This is a genomic window from Streptomyces sp. BA2 (assembly GCF_009769735.1).
Lineage (GTDB): Bacteria > Actinomycetota > Actinomycetes > Streptomycetales > Streptomycetaceae > Streptomyces.
Window position 1 is genome coordinate 8,042,755 of sequence record NZ_WSRO01000002.1, and the last position, 18,554, is coordinate 8,061,308.

16 protein-coding genes are annotated in these 18,554 nt (G+C 72.1%); 7 read left to right on the forward strand and 9 right to left on the reverse strand.

Annotation, left to right across the window (positions count from 1 at the left end):
- Positions 1-77 precede the first annotated feature (77 nt).
- Positions 78-848, reverse strand: coding sequence for a glycosyltransferase family 2 protein (locus tag E5671_RS38680; RefSeq protein ID WP_160508867.1), 771 nt, complete (start codon positions 846-848; stop codon positions 78-80).
- Positions 849-972: 124 nt separating this feature from the next.
- On the opposite strand from E5671_RS38680, the gene E5671_RS38685 reads away from it, so the two are divergent.
- A complete protein-coding gene (locus E5671_RS38685) occupies positions 973-1,776 on the forward strand; it encodes a response regulator transcription factor (RefSeq protein WP_160508869.1) in 804 nt (267 codons plus the stop codon).
- Between the two features lie 5 nt (positions 1,777-1,781).
- Positions 1,782-2,894, forward strand: coding sequence for a sensor histidine kinase (locus tag E5671_RS38690; RefSeq protein ID WP_160508871.1), 1,113 nt, complete (start codon positions 1,782-1,784; stop codon positions 2,892-2,894).
- Positions 2,895-2,962: 68 nt separating this feature from the next.
- On the opposite strand, the gene E5671_RS38695 is transcribed toward E5671_RS38690, so the two are convergent.
- The 4 genes from E5671_RS38695 to E5671_RS38710 form a co-directional block, all read right to left on the reverse strand.
- Positions 2,963-4,012 (reverse strand): NAD-dependent epimerase/dehydratase family protein, encoded by a 1,050-nt coding sequence (locus tag E5671_RS38695; protein ID WP_160508873.1) that lies wholly within the window; start codon positions 4,010-4,012, stop codon positions 2,963-2,965.
- A 116-nt stretch (positions 4,013-4,128) separates the two neighbouring features.
- Positions 4,129-5,547 carry a carboxyl transferase domain-containing protein gene (locus E5671_RS38700; protein ID WP_237330330.1) on the reverse strand — a complete coding sequence of 473 codons (1,419 nt, stop codon included), beginning with the start codon at positions 5,545-5,547 and terminating at the stop codon, positions 4,129-4,131.
- Positions 5,540-7,003, reverse strand: coding sequence for an AMP-binding protein (locus E5671_RS38705; protein ID WP_160508875.1), 1,464 nt, complete (start codon positions 7,001-7,003; stop codon positions 5,540-5,542). Before E5671_RS38705 ends, E5671_RS38700 begins: the two co-directional genes overlap by 8 nt.
- Positions 7,004-7,046: 43 nt before the next feature.
- Complete coding sequence (locus E5671_RS38710; RefSeq protein ID WP_160508877.1) at positions 7,047-8,309, reverse strand: SLC13 family permease; 1,263 nt, start codon at positions 8,307-8,309, stop codon at positions 7,047-7,049.
- Positions 8,310-8,528: 219 nt separating this feature from the next.
- Here E5671_RS38710 and E5671_RS38715 point away from each other — a divergent pair, with 219 nt between their 5' ends.
- Together E5671_RS38715 and E5671_RS38720 are read left to right on the forward strand one after the other, a co-directional pair.
- Positions 8,529-9,260, forward strand: coding sequence for a FadR/GntR family transcriptional regulator (locus E5671_RS38715; protein ID WP_160508878.1), 732 nt, complete (start codon positions 8,529-8,531; stop codon positions 9,258-9,260).
- 112 nt (positions 9,261-9,372) lie between these two features.
- Entirely contained in the window at positions 9,373-10,701 is a 1,329-nt protein-coding gene (locus E5671_RS38720; RefSeq protein WP_160508880.1) for a YhgE/Pip domain-containing protein, read from the forward strand.
- A 9-nt stretch (positions 10,702-10,710) separates the two neighbouring features.
- Here the strand turns inward: E5671_RS38720 and E5671_RS38725 are convergent, their stop codons facing one another.
- The 4 genes from E5671_RS38725 to E5671_RS38740 all read right to left on the reverse strand — a co-directional run bounded on the left by E5671_RS38725 (position 10,711) and on the right by E5671_RS38740 (position 15,957).
- Positions 10,711-11,769, reverse strand: a complete 1,059-nt coding sequence (locus tag E5671_RS38725; protein ID WP_160508882.1) for a YncE family protein — start codon at positions 11,767-11,769, stop codon at positions 10,711-10,713.
- A gap of 125 nt (positions 11,770-11,894) precedes the next feature.
- On the reverse strand, positions 11,895-12,431 hold the full coding sequence (locus E5671_RS38730; protein WP_160508884.1) for an NUDIX hydrolase family protein: 537 nt from the start codon (positions 12,429-12,431) through the stop codon (positions 11,895-11,897).
- Positions 12,432-12,469: 38 nt separating this feature from the next.
- Entirely contained in the window at positions 12,470-14,266 is a 1,797-nt protein-coding gene (locus E5671_RS38735; protein WP_160508886.1) for an ABC transporter ATP-binding protein, read from the reverse strand.
- A complete protein-coding gene (locus E5671_RS38740) occupies positions 14,263-15,957 on the reverse strand; it encodes an ABC transporter transmembrane domain-containing protein (protein ID WP_160508888.1) in 1,695 nt (564 codons plus the stop codon). Before E5671_RS38740 ends, E5671_RS38735 begins: the two co-directional genes overlap by 4 nt.
- 178 nt (positions 15,958-16,135) lie before the next feature.
- Between E5671_RS38740 and E5671_RS38745 the strand changes: the two genes are divergently transcribed.
- The 3 genes from E5671_RS38745 (at position 16,136) to E5671_RS38755 (ending at position 18,550) form a co-directional block, all read left to right on the forward strand.
- Positions 16,136-16,678, forward strand: coding sequence for a heme-binding beta-barrel domain-containing protein (locus E5671_RS38745; RefSeq protein ID WP_160508890.1), 543 nt, complete (start codon positions 16,136-16,138; stop codon positions 16,676-16,678).
- A gap of 172 nt (positions 16,679-16,850) precedes the next feature.
- Entirely contained in the window at positions 16,851-17,366 is a 516-nt protein-coding gene (locus E5671_RS38750; RefSeq protein ID WP_160508892.1) for a lytic polysaccharide monooxygenase auxiliary activity family 9 protein, read from the forward strand.
- A 104-nt stretch (positions 17,367-17,470) separates the two neighbouring features.
- On the forward strand, positions 17,471-18,550 hold the full coding sequence (locus tag E5671_RS38755; protein ID WP_160508894.1) for an NAD(P)H-dependent amine dehydrogenase family protein: 1,080 nt from the start codon (positions 17,471-17,473) through the stop codon (positions 18,548-18,550).
- Positions 18,551-18,554 lie beyond the last annotated feature (4 nt).

The following is an 18,554-nucleotide window of genomic DNA, read 5'->3' on the forward strand; positions in this document are numbered from 1 at the left end:
GGGCGGAGCGCAGAGTGGTTTCGTCCGGCCCGGCAGTGGTTCGTTGCCGGGGCCGAGCAGGGGCTTGTTGTAGCTGGTCACGCGGCACCGCCCGACGCTCGCCGCGCAGGGCCTGCGGGGGTCGCCTGCGGGGCCTCCGCCAGTACCGCCCGCATGTCGCGCACCGCGTGCCACGTCCCGAGCCACGTCCCCGTGACCTTCGACTTTCCGGCGCGCGGCAGATACGGCACGTCCCGCTCCTCGATCCGCCAGCCGGCGTCGGCCGCCCGTACGACCATCTGCAGCGGATATCCGCTGCGCCGGTCGGTCAGGTCAAGGCCGAGCAGCTCCTCGCGCCGTGCCGCCCGCATCGGGCCCAGATCGTGCAGTCGTACGCCGGTTCGCCGCCGCAGCATCCGCGCGAGCGCCAGGTTGCCCGCGCGTGCGTGCGGTGGCCAGGCCCCGCGGCCCTGCGGGCGCCGCCGTCCGACGACCAGATCGGCTGCCCCGTCCTTCACGCTGCGTACGAAGGGCCGCAGCAGCCCGGGATCGAGGGAGGCGTCGCAGTCGCAGAAGCACACGATGTCCGCGTCGGACGCCGTGAGGCCCGCGTGGCATGCGGCCCCGAAGCCGCGCTGCGGCTCCCGTACGACGGTGGCGCCCAGGGCCCGGGCGATGTCCGGTGAACCGTCGGTGGAGCCGTTGTCGACGACGACGGCCCGCCAGTCGTCGGGAACGCGTTCCAGGACCCAGGGCAGCGCCGCGGCCTCGTCGAGGCAGGGCAGGATGACATCGACCCGAACAGCGCGAGAGCCGGGCGGGTCGGGGACGTCAGGTACATCAGGTTCCGCGGAGGGGGAGGGGGTCATGTGACTCACCCTATGAATCCGAACCGGACATATTGGACTTGAGGTTCTTACGAAACAGGGACGTCGGCAACCGGAATCAGGTCTGACCGGCAGGTCTGCGCGCCGCAGGTGCGAGGCTTGCGGCATGCAGCCACCACCGCAGGACCACCCGCCCGCCGGGCCCACCGCGCCCACCGCGCTTCGGGTGCTCGTCGTGGACGACGACCCGACCGTCGCCGAGGTCGTCGCGGGCTATCTGGAGCGCGGCGGCTACACGGTCGACCGCGCCGAGGACGGCCCCGGCGCGCTGGAGCGCGCCGGGGTGTTCCGGCCGGACCTCGTCGTCCTCGATCTGATGCTGCCCGGCATGGACGGCCTGGAGGTGTGCCGCCGCCTGCGCGTCAAGGGCCCGGTGCCCGTCATCATGCTCACCGCCCGTGGCGACGAGGACGACCGGATCCTGGGCCTGGAGGTGGGGGCCGACGACTACGTCACCAAGCCGTTCAGCCCGCGCGAGCTGGTCCTGCGGGTGGAATCGGTGCTGCGGCGAAGCCACGCCGCACGCGCTACCGAGGGGGGTGCCGCCACGCTGGGTGCCGCGGGTCTGCGGTTGGACCCGGCGGCGCGCCGCGCGACGAAGGACGGGACGGAACTCGCCCTCACCCTGCGGGAGTTCGACCTCCTCGCCTTCCTGCTGCGCCATCCGGGGCAGGCCTTCGGGCGGGAAGAGCTGATGCGGGAAGTGTGGGGCTGGGAGTTCGGCGACCTGTCCACGGTCACGGTCCACGTCCGCAGGCTGCGCGGCAAGGTCGAGGACGACCCGGCCCGGCCGCGGCTCATCCAGACCGTGTGGGGCCTGGGCTACCGCCTTGACGTACCGGCCGGTGAGGTCCCGCCCGGACTCCAAGACCCCCAGGGCGATGGCGTGCCGCCCCGAGCCGAAGGCTGACCCTCATGCAGGACATCATCCTCATCGCCCTGTTCGCCTTCCTGGGCGCCGCGAGCGCCGGGCTGCTCGGCGCCCTGACGCTGCGCCAGCTGCGGCACCGCTCCCTCGTGGTGGCGATGACCGTCGTGGCGGCCGTCGCGGTGCTCGCGATGCTGGCCGGTACGCTCGCCGTGGCCTGGGAGATGTTCCTGTCGCCGCACGACCTGAAGGTGGTCACCATCGTCGTGGCGATGGCCGCCGTCGTCTCGCTCGCCACCGCGCTGCTGCTCGGCCGCTGGGTGGTCGCCCGCAGCAAGGCCCTGACCCTGGCGGCCCGTTCCTTCGGTGACGGCGGCAGCTTCGCGGCGCCGCCCGAACCCGTCAGCGCCGAACTCGCCGCGCTCACGCGGGAGCTGGAGTCGACCAGCGCCAAGCTCGCCGAGTCGAGGGATCGCGAGCGGGCCCTGGAGCGGTCCCGACGCGAACTGGTCGCCTGGATCTCGCACGACCTGCGTACCCCGCTGGCGGGACTGCGGGCCATGTCCGAGGCGCTGGAGGACGGCGTGGCCGCCGAACCGGACCGCTACCTGCGCCAGATCCGCACCGAGGTCGAACGCCTCAACTCCATGGTCGGAGACCTCTTCGAGCTCTCCCGCATCCACGCGGGCGCGCTGGCTCTCTCGCCCGCCCGCATCTCCGTGTACGACCTCGTGGGCGACGCGCTCGCGGGCGTCGATCCGCTCGCCCGCGAGCTCCGGGTCCATCTCGTCGGCGACAGCGTCGAGGCCGTCCCGGTGGAGGTCGACAGCAAGGAGATGAGCCGCGTCCTGGGCAATCTCCTGATCAACGCGATCCGCCGTACGCCGGCGGACGGGACGGTGGCGGTGGCGGCGGAGCGTTCCCCGGAGGGCGTGGTCCTGTCTGTGACGGACGGCTGCGGCGGCATCCCGGAGGAGGACCTGTCCCGCGTCTTCGACACCGGCTGGCGCGGCAGCCAGTCCCGCACACCCCCGGCGGGCGCGGGCCTCGGCCTCGCGATCGTACGAGGCATCGTCGAGGCCCACCAGGGCCGGACGGCCGTACGCAACGTGGCGGGCGGCTGCCGCTTCGAGGTAACGCTGCCAACGGCAAAGGCGTAACAGCCCCACGGGTGACGCGGGGCAGCCCCAGGACGGTCGCCCGCGAAGCGGAGAGGGGGGACTGTCCGCTACCCCCGTAGTGGTGCCTTCGCGAAGGATGTCATTCCCTCCGTGAAGGCCACCTCCGCTCGCCATCCCAGTTCCGACCGCAGTCGTCCCGAGTCCGCCGTGACGTGGCGGACGTCCCCGAGGCGGTACTCGCCCGTCACCTCCGGAGCCGGGCCGCCGAACGCCCGCGCCAGTTCGCGGGCCATCTCCCCGACCGTGTGCGGCTCACCGCTGCCGGTGTTGTACGCCGTGAACGCCCCCGCCTCCCGCTCGCGCACCGCCTCCAGCGCCATCGCGTTCGCCGCCGCCACATCCCGTACGTGCACGAAGTCCCGCCGCTGGCGGCCGTCCTCGAAGACCTGAGGCGCCTCGCCCCGCTCCAGCGAGGAGCGGAAGAACGAGGCCACACCCGCGTACGGGGTGTCGCGCGGCATGCCGGGGCCGTACACGTTGTGGTAGCGCAACGACACCGCGCGGCCACCGCTCGCCCGCGCCCACGCGGCGGCCAGATGCTCCTGCGCCAGCTTGGTCGACGCGTACACATTGCGCGGATCGGCAGGCGCTTCCTCGCCCACCAGGCCAGGCCTCAACTCGGCCCCGCAGTCGGGGCAGAGGGGCTCGAAGCGCCCGGCGTCCAGGTCCGCCGCCGCGCGCGGTCCGGGCCGGACCACACCGTGCCGGGAGCACTCGTACCGCCCCTCCCCGTACACCACCATCGACCCGGCGAGCACCAGTTCACGTACCCCCGCATCGGCCATCGCGGCGAGCAGGACGGCCGTGCCCAGGTCGTTGCAGCCGACGTACTCGGGGGCGTCCGCGAAGTCCTTGCCGAGCCCCACCATCGCCGCCTGATGGCAGACCGCGTCCACCCCGCGCAGCGCGCCCCGCACCGCGTCCCGGTCCCGGACATCGGCGACGGTCCACCGCTGGCCGTGGGGCGGCCGCGGCGGATCGGCATGCGCGGAGGGCAGCAGGGCGTCGTACACCACCACTTCGTGCCCGCGTTCGGTGAGTGCTTCGACCACGTGCGATCCGATGAACCCGGCGCCGCCGGTGACAAGTACGCGCATGCGGCCCACGCTAGGCGCGCCGAGCATCGGCGACGGGCACCGACGGGGCTTCGTCACGGGTCCGTAAGAACCGCGCGGCGACATGCCCTCGCGCAGAGCGCCGCGCGCGGTGCTGATCAGTCATAATGACTTGCCGTCACAATGCCCCGGGCTACACCGAGTTCCACCAGATCCTGTGGGCGCAGACGCAGCTGCTCCGCCGTCGACCGGATCTCCCCCTTCCCTCGTTTGAGGATCGCGGCGGCCTGCTCCGGGGCGATCACCGAGAAGTAACTGTCCGGCGTCGCCCAGAGGTTGTCCGGTGACGCGAGCGCGAGCGCCCCGCCGGAGCCGCCCTCACCGATGACCAGGGAAGTGACCGGCACCGGCGCCGTGGCGACGGCGGCGAACAGATCGGCGATCGCCGCGCCCGCGCCCGCCCGTTCGGCCTCCGCCCCGTTCGCGGCACCCGGCGTGTCGACGAGCGTCAGGACGGGGATGCCGAGACGCCCCGCGAGCCGGACAAGACGTGCCGCGGTGCGGTACCCCGCGGGCGTCGTCGCGGTCCCGCACTGCGCCGCGTAGGCGACCGTCCGCCCCTCGTGCCGCCCGAAACCGCAGAGCATCCCCGGGTCCGTGCCGCCACACCGGTCGCCGCGCAGCGGTGCCCGGACCGTGAAGTAGGCGTCCAAGTAGGCGTCGGCGCGCGGCCGTTCGGGTGCTCGGGCCCGGCTGACGGCTTCCCAGCCGGTGGCGGGCAGGTCGGAGCGGCCGAGTGCGCCGGGGGGGTCGGGGGCGGCAGACGTGGACCCGTCGGTAAGAGGGCGGACGGCCCCAGGAGCGGCGGCCAGCAGCCCCAGGCGCAACGCCAGCGCTTCGCGCAGCTCCTCCGGGCGTACGACGTCATCGATCGCCCCCGCCGCCAGCTGGGCCTCGGCGGTGTACGCGGCCGGGTCCGTGTCCACGGGCCGCACCCGCGACCCGGCGAAGCCGACCTGGCTGCCGGGCAGGGCGAGGATCAGGTCGGCACCCGCCCCCAGGGTGGCCCAGCCGCCGCCTGTGGTCGGATCGCGAAGGACCGCGATCCGGGCGAGGCCCGCCGCACCGGTGAGCTCGGACTGCCGGGCCACGCGCTGCAGTTGGACCAGGGCGCGCATGCCCTCCTGCATACGGCTGCCGCCCGTCGCGATCAGCGAGACGACGGGCAGCCGGTGGTCCCGGGCGTGACGGTGCGCGGCCTCCAGGCGGTCGCCCGTGCGCTCACCGAGGGAGCCGCCCAGGAAGCCGAACTCGAAGGAGACGATCACCGCCCGGGTGCCGCCGACGGTGGCGGTGCCGCAGACCACCGACTCCCGTTCGCCGGTACGCTCCTCGGCGCGGGCGCGGGACTGCGCGTACCCCTGCCAGGCGAGCGGGCCGTCCGGGCGGGAGCCGGTGTCCCTGAACTCCGCATCGGGAGGGAAGAGTTCACGGAAGCTGTCCTGATCTGCCACGGAGGTGATGGCCGCGCGGGCCGTCAGGCGGAGCGCCGGGCCGTCAGGCATCGGCTCAGGCATGGAGAGACCGCTTCATGATCTTCCCCATGTCGTTGCGGGGAAGCTCCGTCAGATAGCGCACGGCCCGAGGGCGCTTGTGCGGGGCGAGCTGCGCGGCCACATGGTCCGCCAAGTCGCGCTCCGACGGCGGCTGTTCGGGGTCCGTCGGCACGATCCAGGCGACGATGCGCTCGCCCAGGTCGTCGTCGGGCTCCCCGGTCACGGCGGCCTCTCGTACACCCGGATGCTCAAGCAGGGCGTTCTCGATCTCGCCCGCGCCGATCTTGTAGCCGCCGCTCTTGATGAGGTCGGTGGCCTTGCGGCCGACGATGCGCACATAGCCGTCGTCGTCGCGCAACGCCATGTCGCCGGTGCGGAACCAGCCGTCGGCGGTGAAGGCGGCGGCGGTGGCGTCGGGCCGGTTCAGGTACTCGGTGAACAGATTCGGGCCGCGCACCTCGATCTCGCCGACCTCCCGCGGGTCCGCGGTCTCGGCGCCCGTCTCGTCCACGAGGCGCAGTTCCACACCGGCCAACGGCACCCCGACGGTTCCCGCGCGGGGTTCGCCGTCGGCCCGCACGCTCGTGTTCATCAGGGTCTCCGTCATGCCGTACCGCTCGATCACCCGGCGCCCGGTGGCCGCCGCGATCCGCTCGTGGTCGTGCACGGGCAGCGCGGCGGACCCGGAGACCAGGATCCGCGCGCCGGACAGCGCCTTGGCGAGCCCCGGATCGCCGGGCAGCGCCTCCGCGATGCGGTGGTACATGGTGGGCACGCCGAACAACATCGTTGCCCCGTCGGCGAGTTCCTTCTTCACGCCCTCGATGGAGAACCGGCCCAGGTGCCGTACGGAACCGCCTCGGCGCAGCGGCCCGAGGATGCCGAGGATCAGCCCGTGCACGTGGAACAGCGGGAGCCCGTGCACCAGCACGTCGTCGGACGTCCACTGCCAGGCGTCCTCAAGGGCGTCCAAGGTGGTGGCGAGGGCCCGGCGTGGCAGCACGGCACCCTTGGGCGGCCCTGTGGTGCCCGAGGTGTAGACGATCAGGGCGGGAGACTCGGGGTCGGGCTCGACCGGCGCTTCAGGGGTGGTCGTGACGCCGGTGAGATTGATGTCCTTACGCTCCAACGCGCGCAGAGGCTCCGGCAGTTCATCACCCGGCCCCGCGAGCACCACCGACGGCGCGCTGTCCGCCACGATGTGTCCGAGCTCGCGCTCGCCGGTCTTCGGGTTCAGCGGCACGACGGGCACACCGGAGAGCAGCGCGGCCACCACGCCGACGGCGGTTTCGAGCGTCGGCGTCGCCCACAGCGCGACCCGGCGCGCCGAGCCGATCGAGGCGGCCAGGGAACCTGCCGTGGCGGCGAGTTCGGCGTACGTCAGCGAGCGCTCGCCGAAGCGCAGGGCTGGGAGATCGGGGGCCGCGGCAAGGGCAGGGAAGAGGGGCGGGAAGGCGGGCGGTCGGGGGGAACTCACGCTGCGTGTCTCCTTGGTCGTAGGGGGCCTGTGGTGGTTCGTCCTACCCGAATCCTGGCACCACGAGGACGAGCCACACCGCGGCGGGCACCACCGCCACCACGATCCCGCCGTACACCATGAGCTGCCGGAAGAAGCGCTCCCGGTCGACGTCCGGGGCGGCTGCGAGCACCAGCGCGCCGTTGGTCGAGAAGGGGCTGACGTCCACGACGGTGGCGGAGACGGCGAGCGCCGCGATCATGCCGACCGCGCCGATCTCGCCCTGGGCCAGGAACGGCACCGCCAGCGGGATGAGCGCGCCCATGATGCCGACGGAGGAGGCGAAGGCGGAGATCAGCGCTCCGATGTAGCAGAGCAGTACGGCGGCGAGGAGGGGGACGCCGATGTCGGACACGCCCTCACCGGCCCAGTCGATGGTGCCCATCTCCTCCAGTACGCCGACGTAGGTCAGCACACCGCAGATGAGCAGCACGGTCGGCCAGGCGATCTCGCCGACGGCCTTGCGGCTCGACTCGGGCCAGAACGCGCTCAGGAGCACGGCCAGGGTGATGGCGCTGAGACCGGCGTCGAGATCGAAGCCGAGGACGGCGACGACGAGGGCGACCAGTGCGGCGAGCGTGGCGATCTTGGCCGGATCGAGCCGCGAACCGGCCTCTTTCTCGGCCGATTCGGCCTCTGCCGACTCGTCGTCCTCGTGACGGCCGCCCAGCTTCAGCCCGCCGAAGAGGACGAAGACGATGCCGGCGATGAGGAGATTCACGACGAGCGAGGCGAGGAAGAGCGCGACCTCGTTCCCCGGGAGTTTCTCGCGCTCCACGATGCCGTTGACGATCGAGCCGTAGATGCTGATGGGCGAGAAGCCGCCGCCCTGGGCCCCGTGCACCACCATGGCGCCCATCAGGAGCGGGCTGATTCCGTACTGCGCGGCGAAGCTCAGGGCGATCGGCGCGACGATCGCCACGGCGGCCGGACTGACCGCCCCGATCGCGGTGAGCGCACCGGTGATCACGAACATCACCCAGGGGATCAGCGCGATCCGCCCGCGCACAAGCCGGATGGACGCGTGCACCAGCCAGTCCGTGGTGCCGTTGGCGCGGGCGATCGCGAACAGATAGGTCACGCCGACCAGGACGACGAACAGGTCGCCGGGGAAACCGGCGAAGATGCCGTCCGCGTCGAGGTCGGCGGCCAGCTCGCCGACCGCGAAGGCGGCGGCGAACGCGAGCGCGCCCATGTTGATGGAGCGGGTGGTGGCGATCACGAAGACCACCACGAGTACGAGGATGGAGATGAGTTCGGCGGACAACGTGGGCTCCCGTCCCTGGGCCGTCCCTCAGTGGCCAAGTGGCTGAGCCAATATGGCCGTTGGCGGAACTCAGCGTCGGGGTATCGGTTTCGGCCGTCAAGGGATCGGACGCACATTGGCTCAGCCACTTGTCCACTCGTCCACTGGATCGCCCGCTGTTAGGCTGCGGCTCCATCGGCACGGGGACCGGACTCACGGGGACCGGAATGGGGGGTGGGGATGTCCGACGCGCTGCGCCCCATGGGCAGGACGAGGCTGTACGAGCAGGTGCTCGACCGGCTGCGCGCCTACGTCGGCGAGGGCGGCCTGCGCTCGGGCGACCGGCTGCCGCCCGAGCGTGAACTGGCCCAGCGCCTCGGCGTTTCCCGCGCTTCCGTCAAGCAGGCCATCGTCGTACTCGAAGTGCAGGGCCTGGTCGAGGTGCGGCACGGCGGCGGCACCTATCTGGTCAAGGACAGCCTGGACGCCGAGCCCGTGGAGCGGCTCGTGGAGCGCAAGCGACGGCTGCCCGACGTCCTGGAGGCACGCGAGGCCCTGGAGACCAAACTCGCCGAACTGGCCGCCGAGCGCCGCACGGACGAGGACCTGCGGGCGATGCGGGACGCCCTCGGCACGATGGCTCGGGAGATCGAGACGGGCGAGCGCGGCGTCGAGGGCGACCGGCTCTTCCACGCCGCCGTGACCGCGGCCGCCCACAGCGCGCTGCTCGCCGAGTTCATGCGCTCCATCGCCGAGCAGATCACCGAGAGCCGCAACGAGTCGCTGCGCCAGGTGCGCCGTCCCGCCCGTTCCCTCGCCCAGCACCACGCGATCCTCGACGCGATCGAGGCCGGCCGTGGCCGGGCGGCGGCGGCCGCCATGCGCCGGCATGTGCGGACGGTCGCGAAAGTGCGGCTCCTCGACTGGAACCCTGACGACGAGGCGAGCACCCCGGACGACTCGGAGGCGTAGGACCCGCGGTCACTCGGTCACTTCCCTGCCGCACGGGGGGGGTGCGGGGCTTCGTCGGCGGCCGGCCGTGTCGTTCACCCCGGGCGCCGCACGCGGCACCGAAGGTGGGCCCATGCACGACGACACCGACGACACCACGGACGACGACACCACGGACGGCAACAGCGCTCCCCGTCAGCCCGGCACCGAGGCACGCGCCTCCGCCCTCCTGCGCCGCCCCAAGCTGTGGCTGGTACCGACCGTTCTGACCGGGATGCTCGCGCTGCTGCTGTCCCTGCTCTACATGGGCGGCATCATCAGCCCCAACCGCGACCTGCGCGACCTGCCCATCGCCATCGTCAACGCCGACCAGGGAAAGCCCCCGGCCGGGCAGAAGCAGAACCTGGGGACGCAGGTCGCCGAGACCGTCCTCGCCGACACGTCGAGCGACAAGGCCGACTGGCGCGGGCTCACCCGGGCCGAGGCCCAGGACGAGCTGGACTCCGGCAAGATCTACGGGGCCCTGGTCATCCCCGCGAACTTCACCGACTCCGTAGCCGCGCTCACCACGCCGCGCGCGACGGAGCGGCCGACGCTGACCGTGCTGACCAACCCCGGCATGGGCAGCCTCGGTTCCTCCCTGGCGAGCAGGATCACCACGGCGGCCGCACAGCAGTCGTCGCAGGCCATCGGCAAGCAGCTGAAGTCGGCGGGCGCCGACAAGGAGGCCGGTTCCACCGCGGGCCTGCTGCTCACCGACCCTGTCGGCATCACCACCGAGGTCGGCCGCCCCATCGGCGACAACAGCGGGTTGGGCCTGAGCGCGTTCTACTACACCCTGCTGCTCGTCCTAGCCGGGTTCCTCGGCGCCAACCTCATCAGCATGGGCGTCGACACGGCCCTCGGCTACGCCGACAGTGAGATCGGCCCCTGGCACACCCGTCGCCCGACCGTGCCGATCAGCCGTACCCAGACCCTGCTGCTGAAGATGGTCATGACCGCGGGCATCACGGTCCTGACCACCACCTTGGTCATGCTGGCGACCATCGCGATCCTGGGGATGGACGCCGGCCACCTGCCGTTGCTGTGGATCTTCTCCTACTGCGCGAGCCTCGCCGTGGGCCTGGGAGTCCAGGCCATCAACGCCGCCTTCGGCGGGATCGGTCAGCTCGTGTCCATGTTCGTGTTCATCGTCCTCGGCCTGCCGTCGTCCGGGGCCACCATCCCGCTGGAGGCGGTCCCCGCCTTCTACCGCTTCCTCGGCATCTTCGAGCCCATGCGCCAGCTCAGCGGGGGCGTCCGCTCCATCCTCTTCTTCGACGCCCGCGCCGATGCCGGCCTCGCCCGCGCCTGGATCATGATCGCGGTCGGGAGCGCGATCGCCGTGGCCTTCGGGTTCGCGATGACGCGTTACTACGACCGCAAGGGGCTGCACCGGCTGACCCCGCAGCCCTCACCCTGAACTCGCCCGTCAGCGGCGGAGGCGGACGCGGGTCAGCAGGTCCTCGCCCGCGGGGCCGGAGCCCGACTTGTCGACCACGTACGCGTGTCCCTCGGCCACTTGGACGTGGTTGGGGTTCGCCCCGGTGGCCACGGACTTCACGACGGCTCCCTTGTGCGGGTCGACGATCGTGACGGTGGCGGTGGTGCGGTTGACGGCAAGGACGTGGCCCGAGCGGTGGTCGACGGCCACGGACTTGGTGCCCCCGCCGGTGGGCACGGACCGGGTGACCGCACCCTTGCGCAGGTCGACGACCGTGACGGTGCCGGAGGTCTGGTCGGCGGTGTAGGCGGTGCGGCCGTTCTTGGAGAGGGCGATCGAGAGCGGCCCCTTGCCCGCCGGGATGAGGCGCGGACTCTCGGCACGGGGGGAGACCTCGATGATCTGGGCGCCGTGGTAGTCGGCGGCGTACACCGAACCGGTCCGCTCGTTCACGGTGATGCCCGTCGGGCCGGTGCCGGGGACGGTGAGGCGCTTCTTCTCCTTGAAGGTGCCGGAGTCGAACGCGACGAGGCTGCCGTCGGCGAAGGAGCTCGCCCACACCGTGTCGCGCCGCTCGTCCACGACTATCTCGCGGGCGTGGTTCACGTTCGGCAGCGTGGCGAGGCGCTTGCCGGTGCGCTGGCTGTAGACGCCGACGCTGTTGTCGCGGGTGTTCGTCGTCCAGACGGTGTTGTGCTCGTCGTCGACGGCGATGCCGTAGACCGACTCCACGGCGCCGGTGGCCGCGTCGGTGACCGGTGGCGCGTAGGCCTTCTCGACCTTCAGCGTGTCCGGGTCGACCCTCAGCAGACGGGAGTCGGTGACGGTGGCGGGCGGCATGCCGACGGAGGAGGTCATCCAGAGCGCGTCGTTCCGCTCGGAGTACGCGGACTGGTACAGGCCCTGCCTGATCGGCACCGTGGTGGTGGGCGAGCCGCCCCCTGCGGTGTCGGCGCCCGCGGTGCCGGTCGGGACCAGGGCACTTCCCGCGGCGAGCGACACGGTGATCGCGGTGGTACGGCGGGCCCGGCGGATGGTTGAGCTCATGCTGCGTCGATCTCCTTGGCAGATGTGCCTCCGGAGGAAGGCACTCGCCGATCAACTTAGCCGAGCCTTACCTAATTCGTCATTCCTCTCTCCGCCGCTCTCTTCGCCGCTTTCTCCGCCGCTCTCTAGGACAGGCAACCGGCGTGCGCGAGGGCCTGCTTGAGGAGCACGCCGTGACCGCCCGGCATCTCGTTCTGGACCACCTCGGACGAGGCCTCCTGCGGACTGAACCAGACCAGGTCGAGAGCGTCCTGGCGGGGACGGCAGTCGCCTGCCACCGGGACGATGTAGGCGAGGGACACCGCGTGCTGGCGGGGGTCGTGGAACGGCGTGATGCCGTGCGTCGGGAAGTACTCGGCGACGGTGAAGGGCTGCAGCGAGGCCGGGACGCGGGGGAGCGCCACCGGGCCGAGGTCCTTCTCAAGGTGGCGCAGCAGGGCGTCTCGGACCCGCTCGTGGTGCAGGACCCGGCCGGAGACGAGGGAGCGGCTGACCGACCCGTCCCGTCCCATGCCCAACAGCAGTCCGATGCTGGTGACTTCGCCGCTGTCGTCGACGCGCACCGGCACGGCCTCGACGTACAGGATCGGCATGCGGTTACGGGCCTGCTCGAGCTCGTCGGAGGTCAGCCAGCCGGGCGTGGTTTCGGTCGTGTCAGACATCGGCTGATCATACGTTCACCGGCTCCCGCCGTGCTGCTTCACCTCGCGGTACGGGTGCCTGACCACGTCTCCCACAGGGAGGCGTACGGCCCGGAACCCGCGCGCAGTTCGTCGTGGGTGCCGCTCTCCACGATGCGGCCGCCCTCCATGACGACGATCCGGTCCGCGGTCGCGGCCTGGGTGAGGCGGTGCGCGACGACCAGCGCGGTGCGTCCCTCCACCGCCCGGCCCGCGGCCTTCTCCAGGAGACGCGCGCCGGTGCTGCCCGCCTCGGCCGTCGCCTCGTCGAGCACGGCCACCGGCGGGTCGGCCAGCATCAGCCGGGCCAGGGCGAGTTGCTGCACCTGGGCGGAGGTGAGCCGGTGGCCTCCGTCGCCTACGACGGTTTGCAGGCCGTCGGGCAGGGCCTCGACCCAGTCGAGCGCCTCGACGTCGGTCAGCGCCGTGCGCAGCTCGTCGTCGGTGGCGTCGGCACGGGCCAGGCGCAGATCGTCCGCGAGCGGCCCGGCGAAGACATGTGTCTCCTGGGTGACCAGAGCCACCGGCAGGCCGTTGCCCCGGCCCCCGGTGCCGGTCAGGTGCACCGAGCCGGAGGTCGGCCGGTGCACACCCGCGATGAGTTTGGCGAGGGTGGTCTTGCCCGCACCGCTCGGGCCGACGAGCGCCACCCGTTCCCCGGCCCGCAGCGTCAGGTCCACGTTCTGCAGGACGTGCTGCCCGGGTACGTACGCGTGGTCGATGCCGATCACGGTGACGGTGCCGTCCGGCTCCGTACCGGGCCGCGACGGCTCGGCCGTCCCCCGCGCCCGCGCGGGCTCAGGCGTCGGCTCGTCGGCGACCCCGACGAGGCGGGCGAGCGAGGCGGTCGCCGACTGTGCGTCGTCGAGGAGTACGAGTGCGGAGTTGACCGGCGTGAACAGGCTGTGGAAGTAGAGCGCGGCGGCGGTCGCGGTCCCGATGGACACGGAGTCCGCGCGGACCAGGAAGAACCCGGTGACGAGGACGGCGGTGAGGCCGAGGTACTCGGCGACGTGCAGGCGGTTGTAGAAGTCGAGGACCAGCCGGATGCCGCGCATCTTCAGCTCGACCGCGGTCGACGAACGCCGGGTCACCCGCGCGGTGTGCTGCTCCTCGATGCGGAAGGCCCGCACCGTGCCCGCGCCGGCGATGGTGTCCAGCAACTGCTGCTGCTGGGCCCCGGTGGCGATGCGCTGCTGGGCGTAGAGCGGAACGGCGTGGCGGACGTACCAGCGGGCCGTGGACGCCTGGATGGGCACCGCGAGGAGGGCCGCGACCAGGAAACGCCAGTCGAGCGCCGCCATCGCGGCCAGCGTCAGCAGGATGGCGAGCAGCGAACGGGCCAGTTCGGGCAGGGCGCTGCGCACCGCATCGCCCACCACCGAGACGTCCCGGGTCACCCGGGCGGTGAGGTCTCCGGCACCGGCCTTCTCCACCTGTTCGAGGGGCAGCCGCAGGGCCTTCTCCACGAACCGCTCGCGCAGCTGCGCGAGCACCGTCTCGCCGAGCCGGGAGACGAGCGACAGGCCGAGCGCCGTGGTCCCGCCGTGCGCGAGCGCGACCAGGACGAGCAGGACGACCGGCAGCGTGAGGTCGCCCGCCGGCCGCTGGTCGGCCACCAGGTCGACGATGCGGCCGAGCAGCGGCTGGACGAGAAGTCCCACGGCCGTCGCCGCGATCATCACCGCGAAGCCGCCGGCCGCGAGGCCGCGGTACGGGCGCACCAGATCGCGAACCGCGGCGCGGGTCCGTGGTGCGGTGGCGACGGGGAGCAGCTCACGGGTGTCCGTGTGCTGCTCGGTCGGGGTCTCGTTCATGCCAACACCGCCGTGCGATAGGCCTCATGACGCTGGATCAGTTCGGCGTGCGGGGCCGTGTCGGTGACCCGGCCTTCGTCCAGGAGGGCCACCCGGTCGGTGACCGAGAGCAGGGCGGGACTGGTGGTGACCAGGACCGTGGTGCGGCCCTTGCGGATCTCGCGGAGCCCGGCCGCGATGCGGGCCTCGGTCACGGCGTCGACCGCGGTGGTCGGATCGTGGACCACGAGGACGGGCGGCTCGGCGGCCAGCGCCCGTGCGAGGGCGACGCGTTGGCGCTGCCCGCCCGAGAGCGAGCGGCCGCGCTCACCGACCGGCGTGTGCTCGCCGTCCGGCAGTGTCCGGGCGACCTGGGCGACTCCGGCGGCCGCCATCGCCTGCTCCGGGTCGGTGGCGTCGGACGCGGCGGCGGTGACGTTGTCGCGGACGGTGCCTTCGAAGAGGTCCGCGTCGTGCTCGGCGACCAGCATCGCCGTGCGCAGTTCGGCCGGGTCGAGGTCCCGCAGGGGTATGCCGTCGAGCTCCACGGTCCCGGTGTCGGGATCGGTCCGCCGGGCCAGGCAGCGCAGCAGGTCGCCTGCGTGCGCGGGGTCGGTCGCGACCACGCCGAGCAGCTCGCCGGGCGTGATGTCCAGGTCCACTCCGCGCAGCCCGCCGTGCCGCACGCCGTCGAGGCGTACCGCTCCGCGCACCGGCACGGGCAGGCTCCGGTCCCCGCCGGTGACGGCGGGCGCGGTGGCGACGACCTCCGCGATCCGTCCTGCCGATGCCCGGCCCTGGGCGAACTCGGCGTTGACCCAGGAGAGCGTCTCCAGAGGGCCGATGAGGAAGAGCGCAAGACCGACCGCCGACACCAGTTCGCCCAGGCTGATGCTGCCCTGGGCGGCCAGCCTGCCTCCGACCAGTGCGACGGCGGCGATCAGGCACCCCGTGAGGGCAAGGACCACACCGCTCTGGAAGGCCTGGGCACGTGCCGCCTTCAGGGTGGCACCGAGGGAGTCGCGGCTGGTGGTGCGGTAGCGGGCGATGGCCGCCGACTCACCGCCGATGCCCTTGAGGATCCGCAGGCCGGTCACCAGGTCGGCGGCTACGGCGGAGGCGTGCGCCGCGCGCTCCTGCTCGGCCTCGCTGCGGCTCTCCAGCGGCTTGCTCAGGAGATGCCCGAGCCAGAGCAGCACCGGTGTGCCGAGCAGCACGACGAGGCCGAGCGTCAGCGACATCCGCAGCAGGACGACGGCGCAGGTGAGGATGCCGGTCAGCGCCGAGATCCCGGCCATCAGGGCCATGTTGACGGCGCCGACCCGCTTGGCGTCCTCGGTCGCGATGTTGGCGAGGGCGCCGGGCAGCCGGCCTTCCTCGGCTCCGCCGCCGGGGTCGAGGATGCGTCGTACGAGGGAAATGCGCAGCGTGTGCTCGGCGCGGGCGGCGGCCCGCTCACCGGCCGTGGCGCCGAAGCGGAAGCTCAGCGCGAGCGCCACATAGCCGACGGCGAGGACACCGAGACACAGGAGCAGGGCGCCGGTGTCGGAGTCGGTGACGGCCTGGTCGATCGCGACGCCGATCAGGACGGGGACGAGCGCCTCGCCTATCTGGTGCCCGGAACCCAGCACCGAGCCGACGGCGACATCGCGCCGCTGGCCCCGTATCGACTCTCTCAGGACGTCCCGCCCCGACGGACTTGAAGAACTCACCCGCCACCTCTCCAGGGCCGGACAGTAGAAATCTAAGTGAGGCTACCCTAAGTCGGTTCGAGGCCGGGTCATCGCCCGAGGGAGCCTGCGGCACACCCTTGTCCCCGTGGGCCCCCTACTCCCTGTGGACACCTAGGCTTCCTCCAGGCACCCGGCCCCGACCCCTGGAGCGCACACCGTGTTCGACCCCGCACCGGAGCACCCGTACCCCGACGGTCACCGACCGGACGAGGCGCCGGCACCGCACGCGCTCCTCGCGCCCGTGCTCGGTCTCCTGGGCACCTGGCACGGCCGGGGTCAGGGCGAGTACCCGACCCTCGACGCGGACTTCACGTACGCCCAGGAGGTCACCTTCAGCCACGACGGCCGCCCCTTCCTCCGCTACGAGGCACGGGCCTGGCTCCTGGACTCCGACGACGCGCCGCTGCGGCCGTCCGCACGCGAGAGCGGCTGGTGGCGGCTGCAGCCCGACGGGCGGGTGGAGGCGCTCATCACCCAGCCCACCGGCATCGCGGAGATCGCCGTGGGTCAGGTGAGCGGCAACACCATCGACCTCTCCACCAGCGAGGTGGCCCGTACGCCCACCGCCAAGGAGGTCACGGCCACCCGTCGCCGCTACACGGTCACCGACGACGGCGAACTCACCTTCGCCCACGATCTCGAAGCGGTCGGTCAGCCGCTGCAGCACCACCTCTCGGCACGGCTGCGCCGCACGGCGTAGGGCGGGGCGGCCCGCCGGCCGCACGTGGCGTGAAAGCGGCCTTGACCGAGACTCGCCGAAGTCTATGGTCTGGACTAATCGGTCTGGACCAATCGGCCATCGCGAACCTCTGGCCTCAGCACGTGCGCTTCACGCCCACCCCCACCCCAGCAGCGCCGTGAAGGAGTTACGCATGCACAGGAAGCGGAAGTTGGCCGCCATGATCGGTGCGGGTCTCGCGCCGGTCCTCGCCCTCACCCTGCCGACGGGTTCGGCCAGCGCGCACGGATACGTCAACGCACCGGCAAGCCGGCAGGCGCAGTGCGCCGCGCGCACGATCGCCTGCGGCGACATCAAGTACGAACCGCAGAGCGTCGAGGGGCCCAAGGGCCTGCGCAGTTGCCATGGCGGCAACGCCAGGTTCGCGGAGCTGAACGACGACAGCAAGGGCTGGAAGGTCAGCGACGTGAGCAGGACGCAGACCTTCACCTGGACGTTCACCGCACGGCACCGCACCGCGAACTACGAGTACTTCGTCGACGGCACGAAGGTCGCCACGATCGACGGCGGCAACCAGCAGCCGCCGGCCACCGTCTCGCACCAGGTCAACCTCGGCAGCGCCACCGGCAGGCACAAGGTGCTCGCGGTCTGGAACATAGGCGACACGTCGAACGCCTTCTACGCGTGCATCGACGTCAACATCCGTTAGGGAACGTCCGGTTAGGGAACATCCGCGGGGGCACGCCCTCTTGACGTAAATCTCTCCGGTCATGGCCCTATGAACTGATACGCCCGCTGGTTACCCTCCGCCGCATGATTTCCACGGTTGTCTGGGGTACCGGAAATGTCGGCCGCGCGGCCATCCGTGCCGTCGAGGCCCACCCGGCGCTGAAGCTCACGGCCGTGCTCGTCCACAGTCCCGACAAGGTCGGCCGCGACGCGGCCGACCTCGCCGGTCTCCAGGGGCAGTTGGGCATACCGGCGACCGACGACATCGACGCGGTCCTCGCGGCCTCGCCCCAGGCCGTGGTGTACGCGGCATCCGGCGACATCCGCCCCGACGAGGCCCTGGACGACGTCGGCCGGGCGATCCGGGCCGGAGCCGTCGTCGTCACCCCGGCGCTGTACGCCCTCTACGACCAGCGCAACGCACCGGCCGAGCTGCGGGATCCGCTCCTGGCCGCCGTCGCGGAAGGCGGCGGCTCCCTCTTCGTGTCCGGCGTCGACCCCGGCTGGGGCAACGACGTGCTGCCGCTCCTGATCAGCGGACTCGGCAGCACCGTCGACGGGATCCGCTGCCAGGAGATCTTCGACTACTCCACGTACGACCAGGAGGATTCCGTACGCCACCTGATCGGCATGGGGCATCCGATGGACTACGCGCCCCTCATGCTCGCCGAGACCGTACCGACCATGGTGTGGGGCGGCCAGATCCGGCTGATGGCTAGGGCGCTCGGCGTCGAACTCGACGACATCCGCGAGACGTTGGAGCGGCGCGCGCTCGACACGTCGGTGAGCACGCGGACGATGGGCGACTTCGACGCGGGAACCCAGGGCGCGGTGCGGTTCGAGGTGCAGGGCATCGTCGGGGGCGAACCCCGCATCGTCATCGAGCACGTCACCCGCATCCACCCGTCCTGCGCACCGGACTGGCCGACGCCGCCCGACGGCGCGGGCGCGCACCGCGTGATCATCGAGGGCCGCCCGCGCATCGAGGTCACGGTCGAGGCCACCGACGAGGGCGAGAACCGGTCAGCGGGCGGCAACGCCACCGCGGTCGGCCGGCTGGTCGGCGCCATCGACTGGCTCGTGGACGCGGACCCCGGACTCTACGACGCGCTCGACGTCCCGCTGCGCCCCGCGACCGGCAAGCTCGGAAGGAGCAAGCAATGAGCTC

Excerpts from the sequence above, each read along its gene's own strand:
- E5671_RS38680 (WP_160508867.1), bottom strand. The coding sequence starts at position 848 with ATGACCCCCTCCCCCTCCGCGGAACCTGATGTACCTGACGTCCCCGAC.
- E5671_RS38685 (WP_160508869.1), top strand. The coding sequence starts at position 973 with ATGCAGCCACCACCGCAGGACCACCCGCCCGCCGGGCCCACCGCGCCC.
- E5671_RS38690 (WP_160508871.1), top strand. The coding sequence starts at position 1,782 with ATGCAGGACATCATCCTCATCGCCCTGTTCGCCTTCCTGGGCGCCGCG.
- E5671_RS38695 (WP_160508873.1), bottom strand. The coding sequence starts at position 4,012 with ATGCGCGTACTTGTCACCGGCGGCGCCGGGTTCATCGGATCGCACGTG.
- E5671_RS38700 (WP_237330330.1), bottom strand. The coding sequence starts at position 5,547 with ATGCCTGAGCCGATGCCTGACGGCCCGGCGCTCCGCCTGACGGCCCGC.
- E5671_RS38715 (WP_160508878.1), top strand. The coding sequence starts at position 8,529 with ATGTCCGACGCGCTGCGCCCCATGGGCAGGACGAGGCTGTACGAGCAG.
- E5671_RS38720 (WP_160508880.1), top strand. The coding sequence starts at position 9,373 with ATGCACGACGACACCGACGACACCACGGACGACGACACCACGGACGGC.
- E5671_RS38725 (WP_160508882.1), bottom strand. The coding sequence starts at position 11,769 with ATGAGCTCAACCATCCGCCGGGCCCGCCGTACCACCGCGATCACCGTG.
- E5671_RS38730 (WP_160508884.1), bottom strand. The coding sequence starts at position 12,431 with ATGTCTGACACGACCGAAACCACGCCCGGCTGGCTGACCTCCGACGAG.
- E5671_RS38735 (WP_160508886.1), bottom strand. The coding sequence starts at position 14,266 with ATGAACGAGACCCCGACCGAGCAGCACACGGACACCCGTGAGCTGCTC.
- E5671_RS38750 (WP_160508892.1), top strand. The coding sequence starts at position 16,851 with ATGCACAGGAAGCGGAAGTTGGCCGCCATGATCGGTGCGGGTCTCGCG.
- E5671_RS38755 (WP_160508894.1), top strand. The coding sequence starts at position 17,471 with ATGATTTCCACGGTTGTCTGGGGTACCGGAAATGTCGGCCGCGCGGCC.